General features: G+C 43.2%; 20 protein-coding genes. 14 read left to right on the forward strand and 6 right to left on the reverse strand.

Translation table 11 applies throughout. The features are described from left to right. Positions 1-15: 15 nt before the first annotated feature. Both ggt and VP97_RS24715 read right to left on the reverse strand, forming a co-directional pair. Positions 16-1,689 (reverse strand): gamma-glutamyltransferase, encoded by a 1,674-nt coding sequence (ggt, locus tag VP97_RS11335; RefSeq protein WP_050181987.1) that lies wholly within the window; start codon positions 1,687-1,689, stop codon positions 16-18. Positions 1,690-1,804: 115 nt separating this feature from the next. Further along, positions 1,805-1,939, reverse strand: coding sequence for a hypothetical protein (locus tag VP97_RS24715; protein WP_281175088.1), 135 nt, complete (start codon positions 1,937-1,939; stop codon positions 1,805-1,807). Positions 1,940-2,335: 396 nt separating this feature from the next. Here VP97_RS24715 and VP97_RS11340 point away from each other — a divergent pair, with 396 nt between their 5' ends. Both VP97_RS11340 and VP97_RS11345 read left to right on the forward strand, forming a co-directional pair. Continuing rightward, on the forward strand, positions 2,336-2,758 hold the full coding sequence (locus VP97_RS11340) for an acyl-CoA thioesterase (protein ID WP_050181988.1): 423 nt from the start codon (positions 2,336-2,338) through the stop codon (positions 2,756-2,758). Further along, on the forward strand, positions 2,758-3,060 hold the full coding sequence (locus VP97_RS11345; RefSeq protein WP_050181989.1) for a hypothetical protein: 303 nt from the start codon (positions 2,758-2,760) through the stop codon (positions 3,058-3,060). The genes VP97_RS11340 and VP97_RS11345 overlap by 1 nt, the downstream gene beginning before the upstream one ends. Before the next feature lie 12 nt (positions 3,061-3,072). Here the strand turns inward: VP97_RS11345 and VP97_RS11350 are convergent, their stop codons facing one another. Next, positions 3,073-3,363, reverse strand: a complete 291-nt coding sequence (locus VP97_RS11350; protein WP_050181990.1) for a HesB/YadR/YfhF family protein — start codon at positions 3,361-3,363, stop codon at positions 3,073-3,075. 122 nt (positions 3,364-3,485) lie between these two features. After that, on the reverse strand, positions 3,486-4,088 hold the full coding sequence (plsY, locus tag VP97_RS11355; RefSeq protein WP_425388459.1) for a glycerol-3-phosphate 1-O-acyltransferase PlsY: 603 nt from the start codon (positions 4,086-4,088) through the stop codon (positions 3,486-3,488). A 230-nt stretch (positions 4,089-4,318) separates the two neighbouring features. Here plsY and parE point away from each other — a divergent pair, with 230 nt between their 5' ends. From parE to VP97_RS11380, 6 genes are all read left to right on the forward strand, one after another. Continuing rightward, on the forward strand, positions 4,319-6,295 hold the full coding sequence (parE, locus tag VP97_RS11360; RefSeq protein WP_050181991.1) for a DNA topoisomerase IV subunit B: 1,977 nt from the start codon (positions 4,319-4,321) through the stop codon (positions 6,293-6,295). A 4-nt stretch (positions 6,296-6,299) separates the two neighbouring features. Continuing rightward, complete coding sequence (parC, locus tag VP97_RS11365; protein WP_425388460.1) at positions 6,300-8,723, forward strand: DNA topoisomerase IV subunit A; 2,424 nt, start codon at positions 6,300-6,302, stop codon at positions 8,721-8,723. 150 nt (positions 8,724-8,873) lie between these two features. After that, positions 8,874-9,017 carry a hypothetical protein gene (locus tag VP97_RS23820; RefSeq protein WP_156153473.1) on the forward strand — a complete coding sequence of 48 codons (144 nt, stop codon included), beginning with the start codon at positions 8,874-8,876 and terminating at the stop codon, positions 9,015-9,017. 75 nt (positions 9,018-9,092) lie between these two features. Then, complete coding sequence (gene mscL / locus VP97_RS11370) at positions 9,093-9,473, forward strand: large conductance mechanosensitive channel protein MscL (RefSeq protein WP_050181993.1); 381 nt, start codon at positions 9,093-9,095, stop codon at positions 9,471-9,473. Between the two features lie 138 nt (positions 9,474-9,611). After that, positions 9,612-10,481, forward strand: coding sequence for a TetR/AcrR family transcriptional regulator (locus VP97_RS11375; RefSeq protein ID WP_050181994.1), 870 nt, complete (start codon positions 9,612-9,614; stop codon positions 10,479-10,481). A gap of 20 nt (positions 10,482-10,501) precedes the next feature. Next, positions 10,502-11,701, forward strand: a complete 1,200-nt coding sequence (locus VP97_RS11380; protein WP_050181995.1) for an MFS transporter — start codon at positions 10,502-10,504, stop codon at positions 11,699-11,701. Positions 11,702-11,730: 29 nt separating this feature from the next. On the opposite strand, the gene VP97_RS11385 is transcribed toward VP97_RS11380, so the two are convergent. After that, on the reverse strand, positions 11,731-12,354 hold the full coding sequence (locus tag VP97_RS11385; protein WP_050181996.1) for an HAD hydrolase-like protein: 624 nt from the start codon (positions 12,352-12,354) through the stop codon (positions 11,731-11,733). A gap of 151 nt (positions 12,355-12,505) precedes the next feature. On the opposite strand from VP97_RS11385, the gene map reads away from it, so the two are divergent. Both map and VP97_RS11395 read left to right on the forward strand, forming a co-directional pair. Continuing rightward, a complete protein-coding gene (map, locus tag VP97_RS11390) occupies positions 12,506-13,249 on the forward strand; it encodes a type I methionyl aminopeptidase (protein WP_050181997.1) in 744 nt (247 codons plus the stop codon). Positions 13,250-13,365: 116 nt separating this feature from the next. Further along, positions 13,366-14,415: a metal ABC transporter solute-binding protein, Zn/Mn family gene (locus tag VP97_RS11395; protein ID WP_050181998.1), complete on the forward strand. Its 1,050-nt coding sequence runs from the start codon at positions 13,366-13,368 to the stop codon at positions 14,413-14,415. Between the two features lie 18 nt (positions 14,416-14,433). Here VP97_RS11395 and VP97_RS11400 read toward each other — a convergent pair whose 3' ends face one another. After that, a complete protein-coding gene (locus VP97_RS11400; protein ID WP_050181999.1) occupies positions 14,434-15,030 on the reverse strand; it encodes a YitT family protein in 597 nt (198 codons plus the stop codon). Positions 15,031-15,147: 117 nt separating this feature from the next. On the opposite strand from VP97_RS11400, the gene VP97_RS11405 reads away from it, so the two are divergent. The 4 genes from VP97_RS11405 to VP97_RS11420 all read left to right on the forward strand — a co-directional run bounded on the left by VP97_RS11405 (position 15,148) and on the right by VP97_RS11420 (position 17,983). Beyond that, positions 15,148-16,518 carry an aldehyde dehydrogenase gene (locus VP97_RS11405; RefSeq protein WP_050182000.1) on the forward strand — a complete coding sequence of 457 codons (1,371 nt, stop codon included), beginning with the start codon at positions 15,148-15,150 and terminating at the stop codon, positions 16,516-16,518. Positions 16,519-16,576: 58 nt separating this feature from the next. After that, positions 16,577-17,092, forward strand: coding sequence for a hypothetical protein (locus tag VP97_RS11410; protein WP_050182001.1), 516 nt, complete (start codon positions 16,577-16,579; stop codon positions 17,090-17,092). Positions 17,093-17,207: 115 nt separating this feature from the next. Beyond that, the gene (gene cspD, locus VP97_RS11415) at positions 17,208-17,408 is read left to right on the forward strand and encodes a cold-shock protein CspD (protein WP_046176144.1); all 201 of its coding nucleotides are present in this window, start codon (positions 17,208-17,210) and stop codon (positions 17,406-17,408) included. A gap of 224 nt (positions 17,409-17,632) precedes the next feature. Beyond that, complete coding sequence (locus VP97_RS11420; RefSeq protein ID WP_050182002.1) at positions 17,633-17,983, forward strand: hypothetical protein; 351 nt, start codon at positions 17,633-17,635, stop codon at positions 17,981-17,983. Positions 17,984-17,989: the final 6 nt, after the last annotated feature.

Genomic DNA, 17,989 nt, shown 5'->3' on the forward strand with positions numbered 1-17,989 from the left:
GAAAAGCCGTTTTTTTTATTGGTTTGCGACAGGAATACCTGGCCGTGAAGAATCACTCCCGCCAATTCGTTCGCCTGTTTCAGGGTTGAGCAAAACGGCCTGCACGTTTCCAATAGACAGCGCGATAGAGTCAAACTGATAATTCATCCTTTCGAGCGTTTGCTTTGCCTCTTCTGGAATGCCTTCCTCTTGCCAGATAAGCGGCCCGGTGCCATTATAAATACGAGGTTCTTCAATGGCTTCTTTTAAATCCAATCCGAAATCAAGCACATGAATCATTGTTTGCAAAACAGACGCAGGGATAGTCGGTCCACCAGGAGAACCCAATGTTAAAACTGGATCAGCGTCTTTAAAAACGATAGTTGGTGTTTTCATGCTGACCGGATATTTGCCTGATTCAACGGAATTTAAGCCGGCCGGGTCTGGATCAAAATCTGTCATGTCGTTATTCAGCAAAAAACCATAGCCGGGAACCATAATTCCAGAGCCGAAGAAATGCTCCAACGACGACGTGCAGGCAGCGATATTACCCCTTTCGTCTACGGCAATAAAGTGTGTGGTGTCCGGTCCTGGCTCTGTTGTGCTGGCAGCCTTGTTGTGAGGCTCCTGGTCATCGTACGGCCACGGGTTGCCCTCCGTTACATCCTCATTCCGGAATTTGAAATTCAAAAGCTTCAGCCGTTCCTTTATATAGTCCTCAGTTAGCAGTCCATTTAACGGAATATTGTAAAAGGAGGGGTCTCCCATAAAGGCAAGCTTATCAGCTGTCATAATGCGCATCACTTCTGCCAAAAGGTAATACTTTTCCCAGGAGCGCAGGCCATACTGCCCGATATCCAGCTTTTCAAGCATTTTCAGCATATAAAGAAGAGCAAAGCCGCCGCCGTTTGGCGGTGCAGGCACTGCAATCGTATACTCTTTATATGTACCTGTAATCGCTTCAGAGACGGTTGCTTCATAAGCAGTCAAGTCGTCTTTTTGCATAAAACCATCGAATGACTGAACCGTTTCAATAATCTTATCGGCGATTTCTCCTTTGTAAAAAGCATCGGCTCCTTTTGATTGGAGAATTTGAAGTGTTTTGGTTAACTCCTCATTTACAACTGTTTCTCCTTCCGTAAGAGGCACATCATTTGGATAAAAAAATGCCTTTGCTTTTTCGCCTAGACGATCGCTAAAACGTTGAAGTCCTGTATTCCAGGTTAAATTAACGCGGACACCCTTCTCAGATAAGGCGATAGCCGGCTCGATCACATCCGCCCAGGACATCGTTCCAAACTCATTCAGGGCTTTTTCCATCCCCTTTAAAATGCCGGGTACGGCTACAGCCGTGCCGGGTGTAGATCGTTCTAAAAATGGAATAACATCCTGATGCTCATCCACAAAAACGTTTTTATGAGCATTTTTCGGTGCGATCGAGTGTCCGTTTACAACGGATGTTTTCTTTGTTTCAGCATCGTAGTACATAATAAAACCGCTGGCAGCAAGTCCTGTATTAAACGGCTCTGATACGGCCAGAGCAAACTGCATAGCAACGATTGCATCCATGGCATTGCCGCCTTTTGCTAAAATATCTGCTCCAATGGTTGACGCTTCTTCAGTTGCGCTTGCTGTCATTCCTTTGTATCCGCGAGCATGCTGTTTATCAGAGTGATTTTGTTGATTTTTCCAGATATGGTCCATTGTCATGTGTGATCCTCCGTCACTTTAAGGTAATCGTTCAATTGTTTTTGTAAAAAATGCAGTCGTGAAGCCGCGGGGGTATACTCGCCAGTTTCACTGTGTGAAAATTCACCGGCAGGACTCATCCCATCGGTGGGAGCATGCCGGCCGGTTTCTTTACTTTCTCCAGAAGAGAGGTTGGAAATGCGCCCCTTAATCCCGGCAGCTGTTCCCGGAATAGTCTTTTTTGTACAAGAGAATGGATATAGTTCGACATCCCAGCCTGCTTGTTTTCACGCTTTTATCGCAGATCATGGCTGGCCTTTTCCTCTTTAACTAGTCTCATACGATTAAAATGCTGGATGCTTAGTAGCTAAAAAAGTAACGCTTACATGATAGCCGTGTTTTTGCTCACGATAAACAGCAACGGGAGAGACGAATAGTTTACATTCCTCCTGGAGCAAGATAGCCGGTTTGATCGACGTATATTACTGTTTGCGTTTGTGATATTCCCAAAAAGTAATAGTATGTTTTCCTGGTTTGGAAACGTAATCGACAATCCATCCACTTTCACATGCTCTTTCTCTGTACCCATTAAGACAAAATGAATAAACGCAAGTTCAAAACATGATAAAATAAGTAAAGAAATTGATTGACTAAAGGAGTTTTCATTTTGTTTATATCAGAAACGCAAGTAGAAGTTCGTTATGCAGAAACCGATGCGATGCAGGTTGTATACCACGGCCAGTATGTCGTTTGGTTTGAAATTGGTCGAACCCAGCTCATTAAAGATTTAGGCTTTCATTATGCGGATATGGAAAGAGCCGGATTTGTTTCCCCGGTTATAGATATCCAGCTTTCATACAAGCGACCATTTCGATATGGAGAAAGTGCTATCGTTCGAACATGGATTCAGTCTCACACTGGGATTCGTACCACATACGGCTACGAAATTATAAACGAAGCGGGTGATGTTTGTGTAACCGGTTCAAGCGTGCATACAGTGGTAGACAAGGAAACATTCCGGCCGGTAAAGTTTAAAAAAGCTTTTCCTGAATGGCACGCTGTTTATGAAAAAGAAAAGCAGGAACAGTAATGGCGTTTGGCGTAAAGAGGGCAGAGGTTGAAAAATGGAAGGAAGAAATTGCTCAAGGGAATGTGTCTTTTTTAACTCATTATTGGCAGGATGAGCGGTTTCCAGGTTATCGGACTGTTACAAAAGCGGGATGTATAGATGCCAAGAAACTGGCCCGGTGGGGAAAGCAGTACGGATTAAAGCCGGAATGGATTGATATGCGCAACCCATCCCGGCCCCACTTTGACTTGCTGGGAGCAAAGCAGTTAGCCGTTTTAAGACAGGAAAAACTGTTTGACCATATAAAGCGATTTAATCTTTAACAGCTGGCACTTTTATTTTATGTATTCATAAGCTGGTTCCTTCAACTTGTCGTCAAAAGCTACTTTTAAATGATGACCGTCAAAGTACCAGACATCTTTTTCTTCGACGAAGTAGGTAACACCTTCGTGCGAAACGGTAACAGCCGGTTCTACAGGCTCGTCTTTTGTTACGCCCAATGAAAAACCTTCATGAAGCGGGCTTGATCCGCCGTATCGTACATAAAAGCGGACAGAATCTCCTGACTGCACCTGCATTTCTTCTTTAAACCACTTTTTTGCTTTATTGGTTATATCGATGTTCATCGTGATCACTCCAATCTTTTTTCATAGTGTAGCATGGAAACGGATGGACTCAAAATAGTTCGCTGTCTGCGGGGCGCTTTCAGGAAAAAAGCCGGCTTAACTTTTGAGTTAAGCCGGCTTCGTTATTCCTTACTTCCCAATCGAATTTTCGGTTCTGTTCCATTGCGCAGGCGTGACATATTTGCTCTGTGTCGGTAAATAACGAAAAAAGCCAGTGCCGTGACAACTGCTAAAAATGGGATATCCTGCGTGTAAATTGTATGCACGACCGCATAAATAAAAGCAGCCACTGCAGCTGTTACTGATGCCACAGACACGTATTTTGTCGTGAGCAGAACAGCCGCAAAAATGGCGATTAAAAGCAGGAAAAAAAGCCAGTTGTACGCAAGCAGCACACCAGCTGACGTAGCAACTGCTTTACCGCCGCGAAATCCGGCAAACACAGGGAATATATGCCCAATAACGGCTAAAAGGCCGGCTAAAAGAGGATGGACCCCTGTGTCAAAAACAATGGGGATAGAAGCAGCAGCTGTTCCTTTTAAAATATCAGCTGCTGTAACAAAAGCGCCGGCTTTTTTTCCAAGAACGCGAAATGAATTGGTCGCGCCCAAATTACCGCTCCCATGTTCCCGTATGTCTATGCCAAAAAAGGCTTTTCCTGCAATTAAGCCGGAAGGAATCGAGCCTAGTAAGTAGGCGATTATAAGTACAAATGCTGGAATCAATTTCTCATTCTCCCTTTTTGTGTTGTATAATCATGTGCATGGCATTCTCATTCATTTTACCATGAGGACCTAGACGGCGGGAACATTATTTCGGTTGATTCTCAAGCAAAAGTAACGTACTCTTTAAAACGGAATCAGCAAAGAGATTGGTGAACCGCCGCTTTTTATGATATGATAGTTAAGAACATACGTTTTATGTACGGGTGTTGGAAAGAGAGGAGATTACGTTCATGGCGGATGCAACAAAACAATCAACTTACAATGAAGACTCCATCCAGGTTCTTGAGGGACTTGAAGCGGTTCGAAAGCGCCCTGGAATGTATATAGGGTCGACAGATAGCCGTGGGCTTCACCATTTGGTATATGAAATCGTTGACAACTCGGTTGATGAAGCGCTTGGCGGACATGGAACCGAAATTAACGTTACGATCCATAAAGACAATTCAATCAGTGTGCGTGACTACGGACGTGGAATGCCAACGGGTATGCACCGCACGGGCAAGCCGACAACGGAAGTGATTTTAACCGTGCTTCACGCAGGCGGAAAATTTGGCCAGGGCGGCTATAAAACAAGCGGCGGCCTGCATGGGGTAGGGGCTTCTGTGGTCAATGCCCTGTCTGAGTCGCTCACGGTTACGATCTGGCGGGACGGCTTTCAATTCGAGCAACGCTTTGAAAAGGGCGGCCGTCCAGTCACGACTCTTGAAAAAAAAGGGAAAACAAAATCAACCGGTACGCAAATTCATTTCAAGCCGGATGAAACGATTTTTTCAACAACGGTTTTTCAGTTTGATACGCTAAGCGAACGATTAAGAGAATCGGCGTTTTTGTTAAAAGGCTTGAAAATTACACTTGAAGATAAGCGGAAAGACAGGGAACAAAAAGAAGAGTACTTTTTCGAAAATGGTATTGAAGAATTTGTTAAATACTTAAACGAAGAAAAAGATACACTTCATCCGGTTGTGTCATTTGAAGGAACCCAGCACAGCATTGAAGCAGAATTTGCTTTTCAATTTAATGATGGATTCTCAGAAAATGTCTTATCATTTGTAAACAATGTCCGCACAAAAGATGGAGGTACGCATGAAGCGGGTGCGCGTGCAGCCATGACACGCACGTTTAATGAATATGCACGTAAAAGCGGATTGTTGAAGGAAAAAGATAAAAATCTTGAAGGAACCGACATTCGTGAAGGTTTGACTGCGATTGTGTCCGTGCGTGTACCCGAACATCTGCTGCAATTTGAAGGACAGACGAAAGGAAAGCTCGGAACAGGAGAAGCCCGTTCTGCAGTCGATCAAATTGTGTCGGAAAAAATGCTGTACTTTCTGGAAGAAAACCAGGATGTGAGTGCACTGCTGATTAAAAAAGCGGTCAAAGCAGCCCAGGCAAGAGAAGCAGCCCGCAAAGCACGGGAAGATGCACGCAACGGCAAAAAGCGTAAAAAGGGAGAGTCGGTGTTGTCTGGAAAGCTGACGCCAGCTCAATCACGCAATCCAGAAAGAAACGAACTATACCTGGTGGAAGGCGATTCAGCCGGCGGCTCTGCGAAACAGGGGCGCGACCGTAAATTTCAAGCGGTGCTGCCGCTGCGCGGGAAAGTCATTAACACAGAAAAAGCAAAGCTTGCTGATATTTTTAAAAACGAAGAAATCAACACGATTATTCATGCAATTGGCGCTGGCGTAGGACCGGATTTTGCAGTTGATGATGCCAATTATGATAAAGTCGTAATTATGACAGATGCCGATACAGACGGAGCGCATATTCAAGTACTGCTGCTTACATTTTTCTATCGTTATATGAAGCCGCTTATCGACAGCGGCAAGGTATATATTGCCATGCCGCCGCTTTTTAAAGTATCAAAAGGAACGGGGAAAAAAGAAGTAACAGAGTATGTATGGACGGAGCGTGAACTCGAGGTGCTGCTTAAAAAAATGGGCAAAGGAACAACGATCCAGCGCTACAAAGGACTCGGAGAAATGAACGCAGACCAGCTGTGGGAAACAACGATGAATCCCGATACAAGAACGCTGATCCGTGTTACGATTGATGATGCGGCACGGGCAGAGCGCCGTGTAACTGTCCTTATGGGGGACAAGGTAGAGCCGCGCAGAAAATGGATCGAATCCAATGTGGCGTTCGGGTTGGAAGAGGAAGCCGCTCTCTTAGAAAATGAGCAGCTGGCCGGCAGTAGGGAGGAATAACGAATTGGAAAGTGAAAACATTCAAGATTTACCGCTTGAGGATGTCATTGGTGACCGATTCGGGCGGTATAGTAAATACATTATTCAAGAACGGGCGCTTCCGGATGCACGTGATGGACTCAAACCGGTACAGCGCCGTATTTTATTTTCTATGCATACAGAAGGAAACACGCATCAAAAGCCGTTCCGGAAAGCGGCCAAAACGGTTGGTAATGTAATCGGTAATTATCACCCTCATGGTGATACATCGGTGTATGACGCGATGGTGCGTTTGAGCCAGAGCTGGAAGATGAGAACACCGCTTATTGAAATGCATGGTAATAATGGATCTGTTGACGGGGATCCGCCTGCTGCGATGCGGTACACGGAAACAAGGCTTTCGGCTATAGCCGGAGAACTGCTGACAGACATCGAAAAAAGAACGGTTGATTTTATTCCAAACTTCGATGAAACAACCAATGAGCCGGTTGTACTGCCGGCCAGATTTCCAAATCTGCTTGTGAATGGATCAACAGGGATCTCAGCGGGGTATGCCACGGAAATTCCTCCTCATCGTCTTGATGAAGTGATTGATGCTGTGATTATGCGGATGGAAAAGCCGGACTGTACGGTAGAGGAACTCATGACAGTGCTGCCAGGACCGGACTTTCCGACAGGAGGCATTATTCAAGGTGTAGACGGTATTGAAAAAGCGTATAAAACGGGAAAAGGAAAAATAATTGTCCGCGGTAAAACGGAAATTGAAGATATGCGCGGCGGACGTCAGCGGATTGTCATTACGGAAATACCGTATGAAGTAAATAAAGCATCACTTGTAAAGAAAATGGATGATTTACGCATCGACCGCAAGCTTGACAGCATAGCAGAAGTACGGGATGAAACAGATAGGACCGGCCTTCGAGTAGTCATCGACTTGAAAAAAGATGCAGATGCAGAGCTTATTTTAAATTATTTGTTTAAAGCGACAGACCTGCAGATTTCGTATAACTTTAACATGGTTGCGATCGCTGATAAGCGACCTGTTTTAATGGGGCTGCACCGCCTGCTGGATGCTTATATTGAGCATAGAAAAGAAGTGGTAACCAACCGGTCAGCTTACGATTTAGAGAGAGCAAAAGCCCGTCATCACATTGTAGCAGGGCTGATCAAAGCCCTGTCTATTCTGGACGAAGTCATTGCCTGCATCCGTTCCTCAAAAGACAAACAGGACGCTAAATACCGCTTGATGGATCAATTTGATTTTACAGAGCCGCAGGCTGAAGCAATTGTGACCTTACAGCTTTACCGCTTGACCAATACAGATATTACCGCGCTTCAAAAAGAGTCCGCCGAGCTTGAAAAAACGATCAAGCAGCTGGAAGCCATTTTAGGAAGTGCAAAAAAGCTCGAGTCAGTTATCAAAAAAGAACTAAAAGAAATGAAAAAAGTATATGCCACCGAGCGCCGCACGATCATTGAGGCGGAGATTCAGGAAATTAAAATCGATCAAAAAGCAATGATCCCAAGTGAGGATGTGATCGTTTCCGTTACACGAGAAGGATACATCAAGCGAACCGGCTTGCGTTCTTATTCCGCTTCAGGTGGACTTCCAGCCATGAAGGAATCAGATGGACTCCTGTTTAAACGTGAGATGAACACAACAGATGTGCTGCTCGTTTTCACAAATAAAGGCAGTTACTTATATCTGCCTGTACATGAGCTGCCGGACATTCGCTGGAAAGATGCCGGTCAGCATGCTTCAGGCATGGTGAGCGGCTTTAAAGATGAAGTTATTGTCGGTGCTTTCCCGGTACGTGATTTTACTGCCGAGCGTTTTATACTTTTGGCAACAAAAGATGGAATGATCAAGCGAACAGAGCTTTCACAGCTGAGCGTACAGCGTTATTCAAGAGCATTAACAGCCATGAATGTAAAAGGCAATGATGAAGTGTGTGCAGCAGCGCTCACAGATGGCAGCAGTGATATTTTGATGATTACTCATCAGGGATATGGCCTGCGCTTTCCAGAAGAGGAAGTACCTGTGGTTGGTCCACGTGCAGCCGGTGTTAAAGGAATCAGCTTAAAGGAAGAGGATTATACCGTTTCGGTTATTGTGTCAGATCGTGGTGGCGAAACCCTATTTATTGCAGTAACAAACCGTGGATCAGCTAAACGGGGAGGATTCGACCAATTTGAACAGACAACCCGTGCCAAGCGTGGTGTGGTATTGCTTCGTGAGTTAAAAACAAACCCGCATCGCATTGTTGGAGCAGCCCGGCTTGATGAAGATCGGGATTATTATGTGCGTACAAAAAGGGGACCAGATGTGAAAGTGGCAGTCAACACATTAAAAAAAGTGGATCGCTATTCAAATGGCTCTTTTATTGTGGACGAAAAAGAACAGGGAGCTGTTGAGCAGCTTTTTTTAACTGAAAAAGAAAACGAATAACCAAAAGCTTCACGCTCTTCGAGTGTGAAGTCTTTTTTTAGAAAATAATTAATATTACACTATGTGCAAAATTCAAATCTATTTGTCATAAAACATAAAAACCTTATATAATAAAAAAGCTGGAGTTCAATCAACAGAGGAGGCGGGAACATGCAGTGGATTGCCGGTTTTCTGTACGTGTTGGTTTATGCAGTGCCAGTTTTTTTTATCACGTTGTTTATCAAGCTGTTCAAGTCTGAACAAAAAGGGAATAGACAGGAAAAAATGAAAAAAGATGATATTGCTCAAAAATAGAGCTCTTTTCTGCTAAAATGTTTTTTATGTCTGTTCTCAGGATATAAAACAGGGAAGCAGAAAGGAGGGAGGACCATGTTGAAGGAATTTAAAGCATTTGCGATGCGGGGCAACGTAATGGATTTAGCCGTCGGGGTGATCCTCGGAGCCGCTTTTGGTAAAATTGTTTCTTCGCTTGTGGCTGATGTGATCATGCCGCTTGTTGGACTTTTGGTTGGCGGAATCGACTTTTCAGGCTTGTCTTTTACATTTGGCAAGGCTGAGGTGAAATACGGTATTTTCATTCAAACCGTTGTGGATTTTGTTATTATTTCATTTTCCATTTTTCTGTTTATTAAATTGTTTAATAAGCTTTACACAAAAGAAAAAAAAGAAGAAGAAGCACCGCCTTCTTTAACAAAAGAAGAAGAGCTTTTAACGGAAATACGTGACTTACTGAAGTCAGGCAGGCAGTGAGCCGATACCCGGATAAACCATCCGGGTATCTTTTTTGATATTATTTCGTTTTACGAAACATTTTTCGTGTGTTTTGGGACAGCCTATGCTAAGATTGACTTCGCGGTCAATTACAAAACTTTTCGGTTGGTGTAGAAAATGAATGAAAAAAAAAGAAAAATCCTGCTGACGGCTATGAAGCTTTTTTCAACAACGAGCTTTTATCAAACATCCATGCAGCAGATTGCGGATGTATGCGAGCTATCAAAAGGAAGTTTATACACGTATTTCAAATCAAAAGAAGAGCTGTTATCCGATATATTCGAGTATTACTATCAGGTGCTGCACGATCAAATTGCAGCAGCAAAAAATGAGTCAGACAGCCATGAAGAACATTTTATCCGGGAGATGGCCATTCGAGCGCGGCATTATTATGCCTTTCAGGAATTTTTTATGATGCAGCTCAAAGAAATACGCGGCCTTGAAGATTCTTCTTTACATGATTTTGTCCGCCAGGAAAGCATTCAACTGAAAAAGCGGACAGAAGGGCAGATTGCTGCGATCTATGGAGAAGAAATCATTCCATATGCACCAGATTTGAACACTTCCATAAAGGGGATGATGATATCATACTTAGGAGAAATTATTGAAAGAGACGCCCAGCACGATTTTGACCGCCTTGCCCGGCATTTATTTCAGCAGTTGAATGCTTCGGCTCTTTGGATGCTTCAAAACAAACCGGAGCCATTTTTTAAAGCCTCCAGGTTTGATCAGAAAAAGGGTCTGTATTCTGAAAGTGTTCATCCCCTTTATTTCATTAAAAAGCTAAAAGCCCTGGCAGAAGGGGAACAGAATGCTTCTTTTGCCTTCGACTCGATCGCGCTTTTAGAAAAAGAATTACTTGAAGTAAACCCGCGTGCTGCCGTTCTGACAGGAATGCTTTTTAATTTGAAAAACCTGCCGCATATGAAAGCGATGGCTGAAGAGCTTGAACAGGCAGTTGGCAAAATGCCTAAAACGATTTATTAGACCAAGAAAGAAGGATGTACATGTCAAGACAAAGTATTCAGCAATTTCCTCTGCTGATTTTAATGATGAATATGTTTATCGTAATGACAGGGATTGGTCTGGTTATCCCGATCATGCCGACTATTATTCATGAATTTGGGGCTGGCGGCAAAACATTCGGGTTTTTAATTGCTACATTTGCATTTGCCCAGTTTTTATTTTCACCGCTGGCAGGAGACTTATCAGATCGGTACGGCCGAAAGAAATCAATTGTTTTTGGCCTTTTATTATTTTCCGCTGCGCAATTTTTATTTGCGTTCTCAAATCATCTTGCTCTTTTATATGTATCACGTATCATTGGTGGCATTGGCGGAGCATTTATGATTCCGTCCATGATGGCTTTCGTGGCGGATATTACGACGGTTGAAACGCGTGCAAAAGGAATGGGACGCCTGGGAGCAGCCATGTCATTTGGATTTGTGGTGGGGCCAGGAGTTGGTGGTTTTCTAGCAGCGTTTGGCCTGCGGGCGCCTTTTATTATTGCAGGTACTGTAGCAGCACTGGCTGCACTTCTTTCTATATTTTTCCTCAGTGAGCCGGCGAATGAGAAAGCGCAGGCTACGGTGAAAAAACGCGATTCACTTGTGAAACAGCTTGCACTTTCTGTTCAAAAACCATATTTTATACTGCTGGTGATGATGTTTACACTGTCGTTTGGACTTGCCAATTACCAATCAACGATTAGTTTGTTTACCGACCAGAAATTTGGCTTTAGCCCTTCAGATATTTCTATTTTAATGGTGGTCGGTGGCTTGATTGGTGTAGTTGTACAAGCCTTTGTACTTGACCGTGTGCTGGAGCGCTTTGGAGAAGTAAAGGTAATGAATACGATGCTTGTTGTGGCAGCGGCTGCGATGCTTGGCATTTTATTTGCTACCGGCTTCTCATCTGTGTTAATCATTTCTGCGATATTCTTTACCGCTGCTTCTTTGCTGCGCCCTTCCATTAACACAACGATTTCAAAGATGGCAGGAAGTGAGCAGGGATTTGCAGCCGGCATGAATAACGCCTACATGAGTATTGGTAATATGATCGGGCCAGCGCTCGCGGGTACTTTATTTGATATGAATATGGGTCTTCCTTACGTTTTCGGTGCTGTGATTATTGGTGTTACACTTCTTATTTGCATTCGCTGGGCAAGAGGAAGAAAGCAAAAGCATACAGCGGGCTCAGTTCATTAAAAAAGTGCGGATTTATAATCCGCACTTTTTTATGCCCGCATCGCAAAATCAACAATATCGTCCGGGATGGAGGCTTTAGATGCTTCTCCGGAAATAAGGGATTCATGATCATATCCCCAGGATGCCCATACTGCACGCAGTCCTGTTTTCATACAAGCATCAATATCGCGCTGCTCGTCACCAACGTAAAAAACCTCTTCCCGTGAATAATTGTACTGCTTCAGCAATTTTTTTATCATTTTATCTTTACTGAAGATATACTTAGAAGATAAGATATCATGGATGTAATGAATCCCATTGGATCTTAAGCACTGGTTAATAATGTCTGATGCATTGGAGGAAATAATCGCAATATGAATGCCGCGGCTGCTTAATTCGTCCAGCATTTGTTTAATGCCAGGGAACAGCGGAAGCGAGGCATTTGACTCACGTATAAAGCGGTACAGCTTTGGCGCAGCAAATGGAATGCTCCGCATTGGGAAATTTAAATGGCGGCAGCGTTCGGGAATGCTCATTTTTTTTAAATCGTCCAATTCGTCAACCGAAACTTGATTATAGCCTTCTTTTTCGGCAAAATCATTGTATGCCTTTATAAATACTTGAATAGAATCGGAAAGTGTACCATCAAAATCAAAAATGATACATTTTGTCATGAAAATCACTCCTTCGGTCGGGATATTGTCCGCTTATAGTATTAGTTTAACATTGCATCGGTGCATCAAACATGCTCCATACATATTTTCAACACAATCTTAACATTCTGCTATAATAAGTAGGAAAATTAAAAGTGAAGGAATGGATTTAATGATTGTAAAAACAGATGAAGATCTTCAGGCACTCCAAAAGATTGGCAAAGTGGTTGCCGCTATCCGTGATGAAATGCGCGCTTTCACAAAGCCAGGCGTCACAACTAAAGAAATAGATGAGCTTGGCGGCCAGCTGTTTGCGCAGCATGGTGCGATTTCGGGGCCAAAAGGTGAATATGATTTCCCGGGATTTACGTGTATCAGTGTAAATGATGAAGTGGCCCACGGTATTCCGGGCAGCCGGACCATTCAAGAAGGTGACCTGGTAAACATTGATGTTTCCGGTTCACTTGACGGCTACTTTGCCGATACTGGCATTTCATTTGTAGTAGGCGAAGGAGAACCTATTCTTACAAAATTATGCGAAGCAGCCGAGCAGGCCTTTGAACGTGGCTTATTGAAAATCAAAGCAGGTGCAAAGCAAAATCAAATCGGAAAAGCTGTGGCAAATGAAGCACGCCGTAACGGGTTTGCTGTCATTAAAAACTTAACAGGCCATGGTATTGGCAAATCTCTTCATGAGGCTCCGGACCATATTTTAAACTATTTTGATCCATGGGATAATGCGCTTCTTAAAGAAGGGATGGTTATTGCCTTTGAACCATTCGTATCAGAGAAAGCGGATATGATTAAAGAAGCTGGAGATGGATGGACATTTAAAACACCAGACGGCAGCCGGGTAGCACAGATTGAACATACGGTGATCGTAACAAGAGACAAACCCATTATTTTAACGAAATAATAGCAGCAAGCACTCACTGAAAGGTGAGTGCTTATTTAAATCGTAACAATTACTGTTTACAATTCGTAATGATTACGATATTATAGAAGAAACACTCGACTTTGGAGGATATACATGTGAAAAAATGGACAGCAGCAACAGCTAGCTTACTTTTAATGCTGGCAGCTTGCGGAAATGAAGAAAACGATCAAGCCGCAGATACAAAAAAAGCAGCAGGTGACAAGATAACAGTTTATACAACGATTTATCCGCTCGAATATTTTACTGAACGAATTGGTGGCAATACAGTAGACGTAGAAAGTATGCTGCCTGCAGGAGCAGATGAGCATACGTATGAGCCGACGTCTAAAACCGTATTGAATATAGCAGAAGCTGATTTGTTTCTGTATAACGGTCTTAACCTTGAGCCGTTTGCAGATAAAGTAAAAGAAACCCTTTCCTCAGAGGACGTTCATATTGTAAATGTAGGTGAGCAGGTGGAACTTGATTCAGCTCATGAACATGGTACAGAAGAAGAGAATCATGAGTCCGAAGCGGAAGCTGAGCATGAACACAGTACAGAAGAACACAGCCATGAGTCCGAAACAGAGTCAGCAGAGGGGCACAGTCATGAAGCCGAAGATGGGCATAACCATGGCGGTGTTGATCCGCACATCTGGCTTGATCCGCTGTTAGCAGAGCAAATGGCTCAGGTTGTAAAGGAAGAGCTGGTTGAATTGAATCCGGACGAAGAAGCACTTTACACAAAAAATTACGAGACCCTTACCAAAGAGCTTGAACAGCTGGATGAAGATTTTCATACAATGGCAGAAACAGCAGCGCATAAAGAAATTCTCGTTTCCCACGCAGCTTATGGGTATTGGGAAAAATCGTATGGCATTGAACAGCTGAGCGTAGCCGGTCTTTCATCTACAGATGAACCTTCTCAAAAAGAATTAAAGGAACTGGCTGATACAGCGAAAGAACATAACATTCGCTATGTTATTTTTGAACAGAATGTTACGCCGAAAATTGCTAAAGTGATTCAGGAAGAGATTAATGCAGATTCTCTCCGTCTTCATAATCTGGCTACACGGACAGAAGAAGATATTGAAAAGAAACAGGATTATATGTCGATTATGAAACAAAACATTGAAACACTGCAAACAGCCATGAGTGGTGAATAAAAAAAGGCGCTTCTGAAGCTACTGCTTCGGAAGCGCCTTTTTTTGTACAGGGTGGAAAGCGGCAGATTGAATAAAATCAATCACTCTTGATGCGATCCATTGACAGGCAATGGCATACAAAATGGTTTTTATATCTACCACTATTCCGGTTGCAATTAAAATGATCGTGTTTATGTAAAATAAAGTTCGGCCTGGTGTCCAATTCCGCCATTTTGACAGAATCAGTGCTGCAATATCCATACCACCGGAAGAAGCGCCGGATTTAAACAAAACGCCGAGTCCCACTCCAAAAAGAAGGGCACCAGCCGGAAGATCAATCCATATGGTGGAGGGTGGAAGAAAAAAAACAGGCGTTAAAAAATGAATAATGGTTGCTGTAACGGAGACACAATACATTGTGCCGGCCGCTGCTTTCCAGCCAAGCCACTTAAATGCCAGCACGATCATGATGGCATTCACTCCCCAGATTGATGCAGCATAAGGAGTTTGAAGCAAATGATTCAGCATAATACTGATACCTGCAGCACCACCCGAAGAAATGGCGTGCGGAAATAAAAAAATCGACATCGCTGCTGCTTGAATAGCCGCACCAGCTGTCCAAAACAAAATATTCACTATCTTCACCTCTATGTGTCATCATAGCGTACTTTGCTTTCGATTTGAAGGTGTTTTTTGACGCTCTGAAAAGAGACTGTTAAACTAAAAGAAATATACATACAGGAGTGGGTTAGCATGAATGTGGCTGACATGATGCAGGTACAAAAGGATTTTTTTGATTCAGGCATTACCCAGCAGATCGACTGGCGAATCGAGCGTCTGGAAGAATTAAAGAAAGCGATTAAAAAGTATGAAGAAGAAATCATGGAAGCCTTGCACCGGGACCTGCGAAAAAGTACATTTGAAGCGTATACAACTGAAATTGGTTTTTTATATGAAAGCATTAGGTATATGACGAGCCACCTGAAGGAATGGGCAGCTACCGAAAAAGTGGCTACACCTTTTTACCAGCAGCCGGCTCAAAGCTACATTATTCCAGAGCCGTATGGAAGTGTTTTGATTATTGGTCCATTTAATTATCCTTTCCAATTAGTTATGGAACCGCTGATTGGAGCGGTTGCGGCAGGAAACACGGTCATTGTAAAGCCTTCTGAAAGTACTCCTCATACCTCGGCCGTTGTGAAAACTCTTTTAGAAGAAACCTTTGAGCCGGGGTTTATTGGTGTACAGGAAGGCGGAAAGGAAACGGTCACAGCTTTGCTAAAAGCACCTTTTGATTATATATTTTTTACTGGAAGCGCCTCAACTGGCAGAGTGGTAATGGAAGCAGCAGCTAAGCAGCTTATTCCTGTTACATTAGAGCTTGGCGGCAAAAGTCCGGCTTTTGTGGATTATTCAGCCGATTTAAAGCAAGCAGCCCGCCGTATTGCCTGGGGGAAGTTTACAAACGCCGGCCAGACCTGTGTGGCACCGGATTACGTGCTCGTACATCAAAATGTAAGGGGCGCTTTTTTAGAAGAATTGCAGCTTGCTGTGCATGATTTTTATGGAGTGGCCCAGCAGGAAAGTCCTGATTTTGCGCGTATTGTCAATGCACGACAGTTTGACCGGCTGCATGCTATGCTTGAGCGGACAAACGGGCGCCTTCTTATAGGCGGACCAGCAGACAGAGGGGATTTATTTATCGCCCCTACTGTAGTTGAAGCAGAGTGGGATGATATTTTAATGGAAGAAGAAATTTTCGGTCCCATTTTGCCGGTTCTCACTTATACAGAGCTTAACGACACCATTAAGAAAGTGAAAAAGCTTCCGAAACCGCTGGCGCTTTATGTTTTTACAAAAGAAGCTGCGGTTGAAGAAAAGCTTGTTTCATCCATTTCGTTTGGCGGAGCGACGATAAACGACACACTTCTTCACGTATCAAGCCCACACCTTCCATTTGGGGGAGTAGGGGCTTCTGGAATGAACGCCTACCATGGAAGAGCAAGCTTCGACCTTTTTTCACATAAAAAAAGCATTTTACGAAAAACATCGTCCCTTTCGCTGCCATTCTTGTATCCGCCTTATGAAAAGCGTTTAAATATAGTTCGAAAGATTTTGCGATAAGAAGGGAAAGCGATGATTCGAGTGGAATGTAATAATAAAAAAACTGGGGGGAAGCCACGTGCCGATTAGTCTTGAACGATTAAAAGTGCCGGATGAATTTGTTTTAACGCAGGAAGACGTGCTTGAAGCCGTAACAGATCACTTAATGGCTCATGGATGGACGGTCCAGCTTGAATCTACAGTCGGTGGCCATGATTTGATCGTAGAAAAGCAGGGATGGTTTGGGTACATAAAGTGTAAAGGATCACGTGGTAAACGACAGCAGGAAGGAATGGTGTACGACAATAATCAGCTGAGAGGGAACACAGGGGATCAAATTGAAAGACTGATACGCGCTCAGGGAGAAGCTGAAAACCCAAGCTTATTTATTATGGCAAATCCGGGAATCGACCGTATGAAGTGGGTGGTATCGAAGCTAGAGACAGGACTTGATAAGCTTGATATTATCCGCATGTGGGTATATCCGGATCGTACGATTAAATGGGACGTTCCGGCTCATCTTTTACACGTTGCAAGGATGCTTGAAATTGAGAAAAATGGAAAGATTGCGGTTGCACCACCTAAAAAAAGATGATATAGTAAAGACAGTTGTTCGTTCGTTTCAAATGATATCACATTATGTGCTTCATCTTGAAATAGCAGCAAACAGCAAGAAAAGATTTGCGTATTAAGCGCGAGGAGGACATAACATGCTAGAAGGTAAAGTAAAATGGTTTAACGCAGAAAAAGGCTTCGGTTTCATCGAAGTTGAAGGACAGGACGATGTATTCGTTCATTTCTCAGCTATTCAAGGTGAAGGCTACAAATCACTTGAAGAAGGCCAAAACGTAACATTCGAAGTGGTTGAAGGACCACGTGGCCCACAAGCTGCTAACGTTGAAAAACACTAATTCTGATTGAAACCATAACAGGTGAAGCATACTATGCTTCACCTGTTTTACATTTTTATAGAAAAAATTATACATAAGCATAATGTGTAAACGCTGTCAACTTTTTTCAAGGTATTTGTCACAAAAAAGCTACATTTCTGCGCAGGAAATAGGTGTTTTTTTAGAAAAAACGAGTAAAATAAGGAAGGCAAATACATGAATGAAGAAGGGTCAGGAGGATGAGTATGATCTATATGGCAGCAACTGTCGTCGCATTGATTACTGGAATGGTGTGGGCAAGCCGGTTATGGTCTAGTCACAAAGTGGAAGAGGGTGTGCTTGTTGTGAAAAACGGCACGCAGGAAACATCCATCCCCACAAATGAGATAATTGAAGTGTTTGAAATAGATCAAGTGTCAAAGGATGCGTCTTTTTTTGAAAAATATATTATTCGTCCATACGTAAAAAAAGAACGGATCGCTGTTTATACGCGATCGAATGTATCGTACTTTTTTATTCTGCGCAATCCAAACCGGCTTGTTAAAGCCATAAAAGCACAAAACCCACAAGTATTTATTAAAGCGAAAGTTATGTAAAACGGA

It is taken from the genome of Domibacillus robiginosus, from assembly GCF_000966195.1.
Lineage (GTDB): Bacteria > Bacillota > Bacilli > Bacillales > Domibacillaceae > Domibacillus > Domibacillus robiginosus.

Excerpts from the sequence above, each read along its gene's own strand:
- VP97_RS11405 (WP_050182000.1), top strand. The coding sequence starts at position 15,148 with ATGAATGTGGCTGACATGATGCAGGTACAAAAGGATTTTTTTGATTCA.
- VP97_RS11380 (WP_050181995.1), top strand. The coding sequence starts at position 10,502 with ATGTCAAGACAAAGTATTCAGCAATTTCCTCTGCTGATTTTAATGATG.
- parE (WP_050181991.1), top strand. The coding sequence starts at position 4,319 with ATGGCGGATGCAACAAAACAATCAACTTACAATGAAGACTCCATCCAG.
- VP97_RS11385 (WP_050181996.1), bottom strand. The coding sequence starts at position 12,354 with ATGACAAAATGTATCATTTTTGATTTTGATGGTACACTTTCCGATTCT.
- VP97_RS11350 (WP_050181990.1), bottom strand. The coding sequence starts at position 3,363 with ATGAACATCGATATAACCAATAAAGCAAAAAAGTGGTTTAAAGAAGAA.
- cspD (WP_046176144.1), top strand. The coding sequence starts at position 17,208 with ATGCTAGAAGGTAAAGTAAAATGGTTTAACGCAGAAAAAGGCTTCGGT.
- map (WP_050181997.1), top strand. The coding sequence starts at position 12,506 with ATGATTGTAAAAACAGATGAAGATCTTCAGGCACTCCAAAAGATTGGC.
- ggt (WP_050181987.1), bottom strand. The coding sequence starts at position 1,689 with ATGACAATGGACCATATCTGGAAAAATCAACAAAATCACTCTGATAAA.
- mscL (WP_050181993.1), top strand. The coding sequence starts at position 9,093 with ATGTTGAAGGAATTTAAAGCATTTGCGATGCGGGGCAACGTAATGGAT.
- VP97_RS23820 (WP_156153473.1), top strand. The coding sequence starts at position 8,874 with ATGCAGTGGATTGCCGGTTTTCTGTACGTGTTGGTTTATGCAGTGCCA.
- VP97_RS11375 (WP_050181994.1), top strand. The coding sequence starts at position 9,612 with ATGAATGAAAAAAAAAGAAAAATCCTGCTGACGGCTATGAAGCTTTTT.
- VP97_RS24715 (WP_281175088.1), bottom strand. The coding sequence starts at position 1,939 with ATGTCGAACTATATCCATTCTCTTGTACAAAAAAGACTATTCCGGGAA.
- VP97_RS11420 (WP_050182002.1), top strand. The coding sequence starts at position 17,633 with ATGATCTATATGGCAGCAACTGTCGTCGCATTGATTACTGGAATGGTG.
- VP97_RS11345 (WP_050181989.1), top strand. The coding sequence starts at position 2,758 with ATGGCGTTTGGCGTAAAGAGGGCAGAGGTTGAAAAATGGAAGGAAGAA.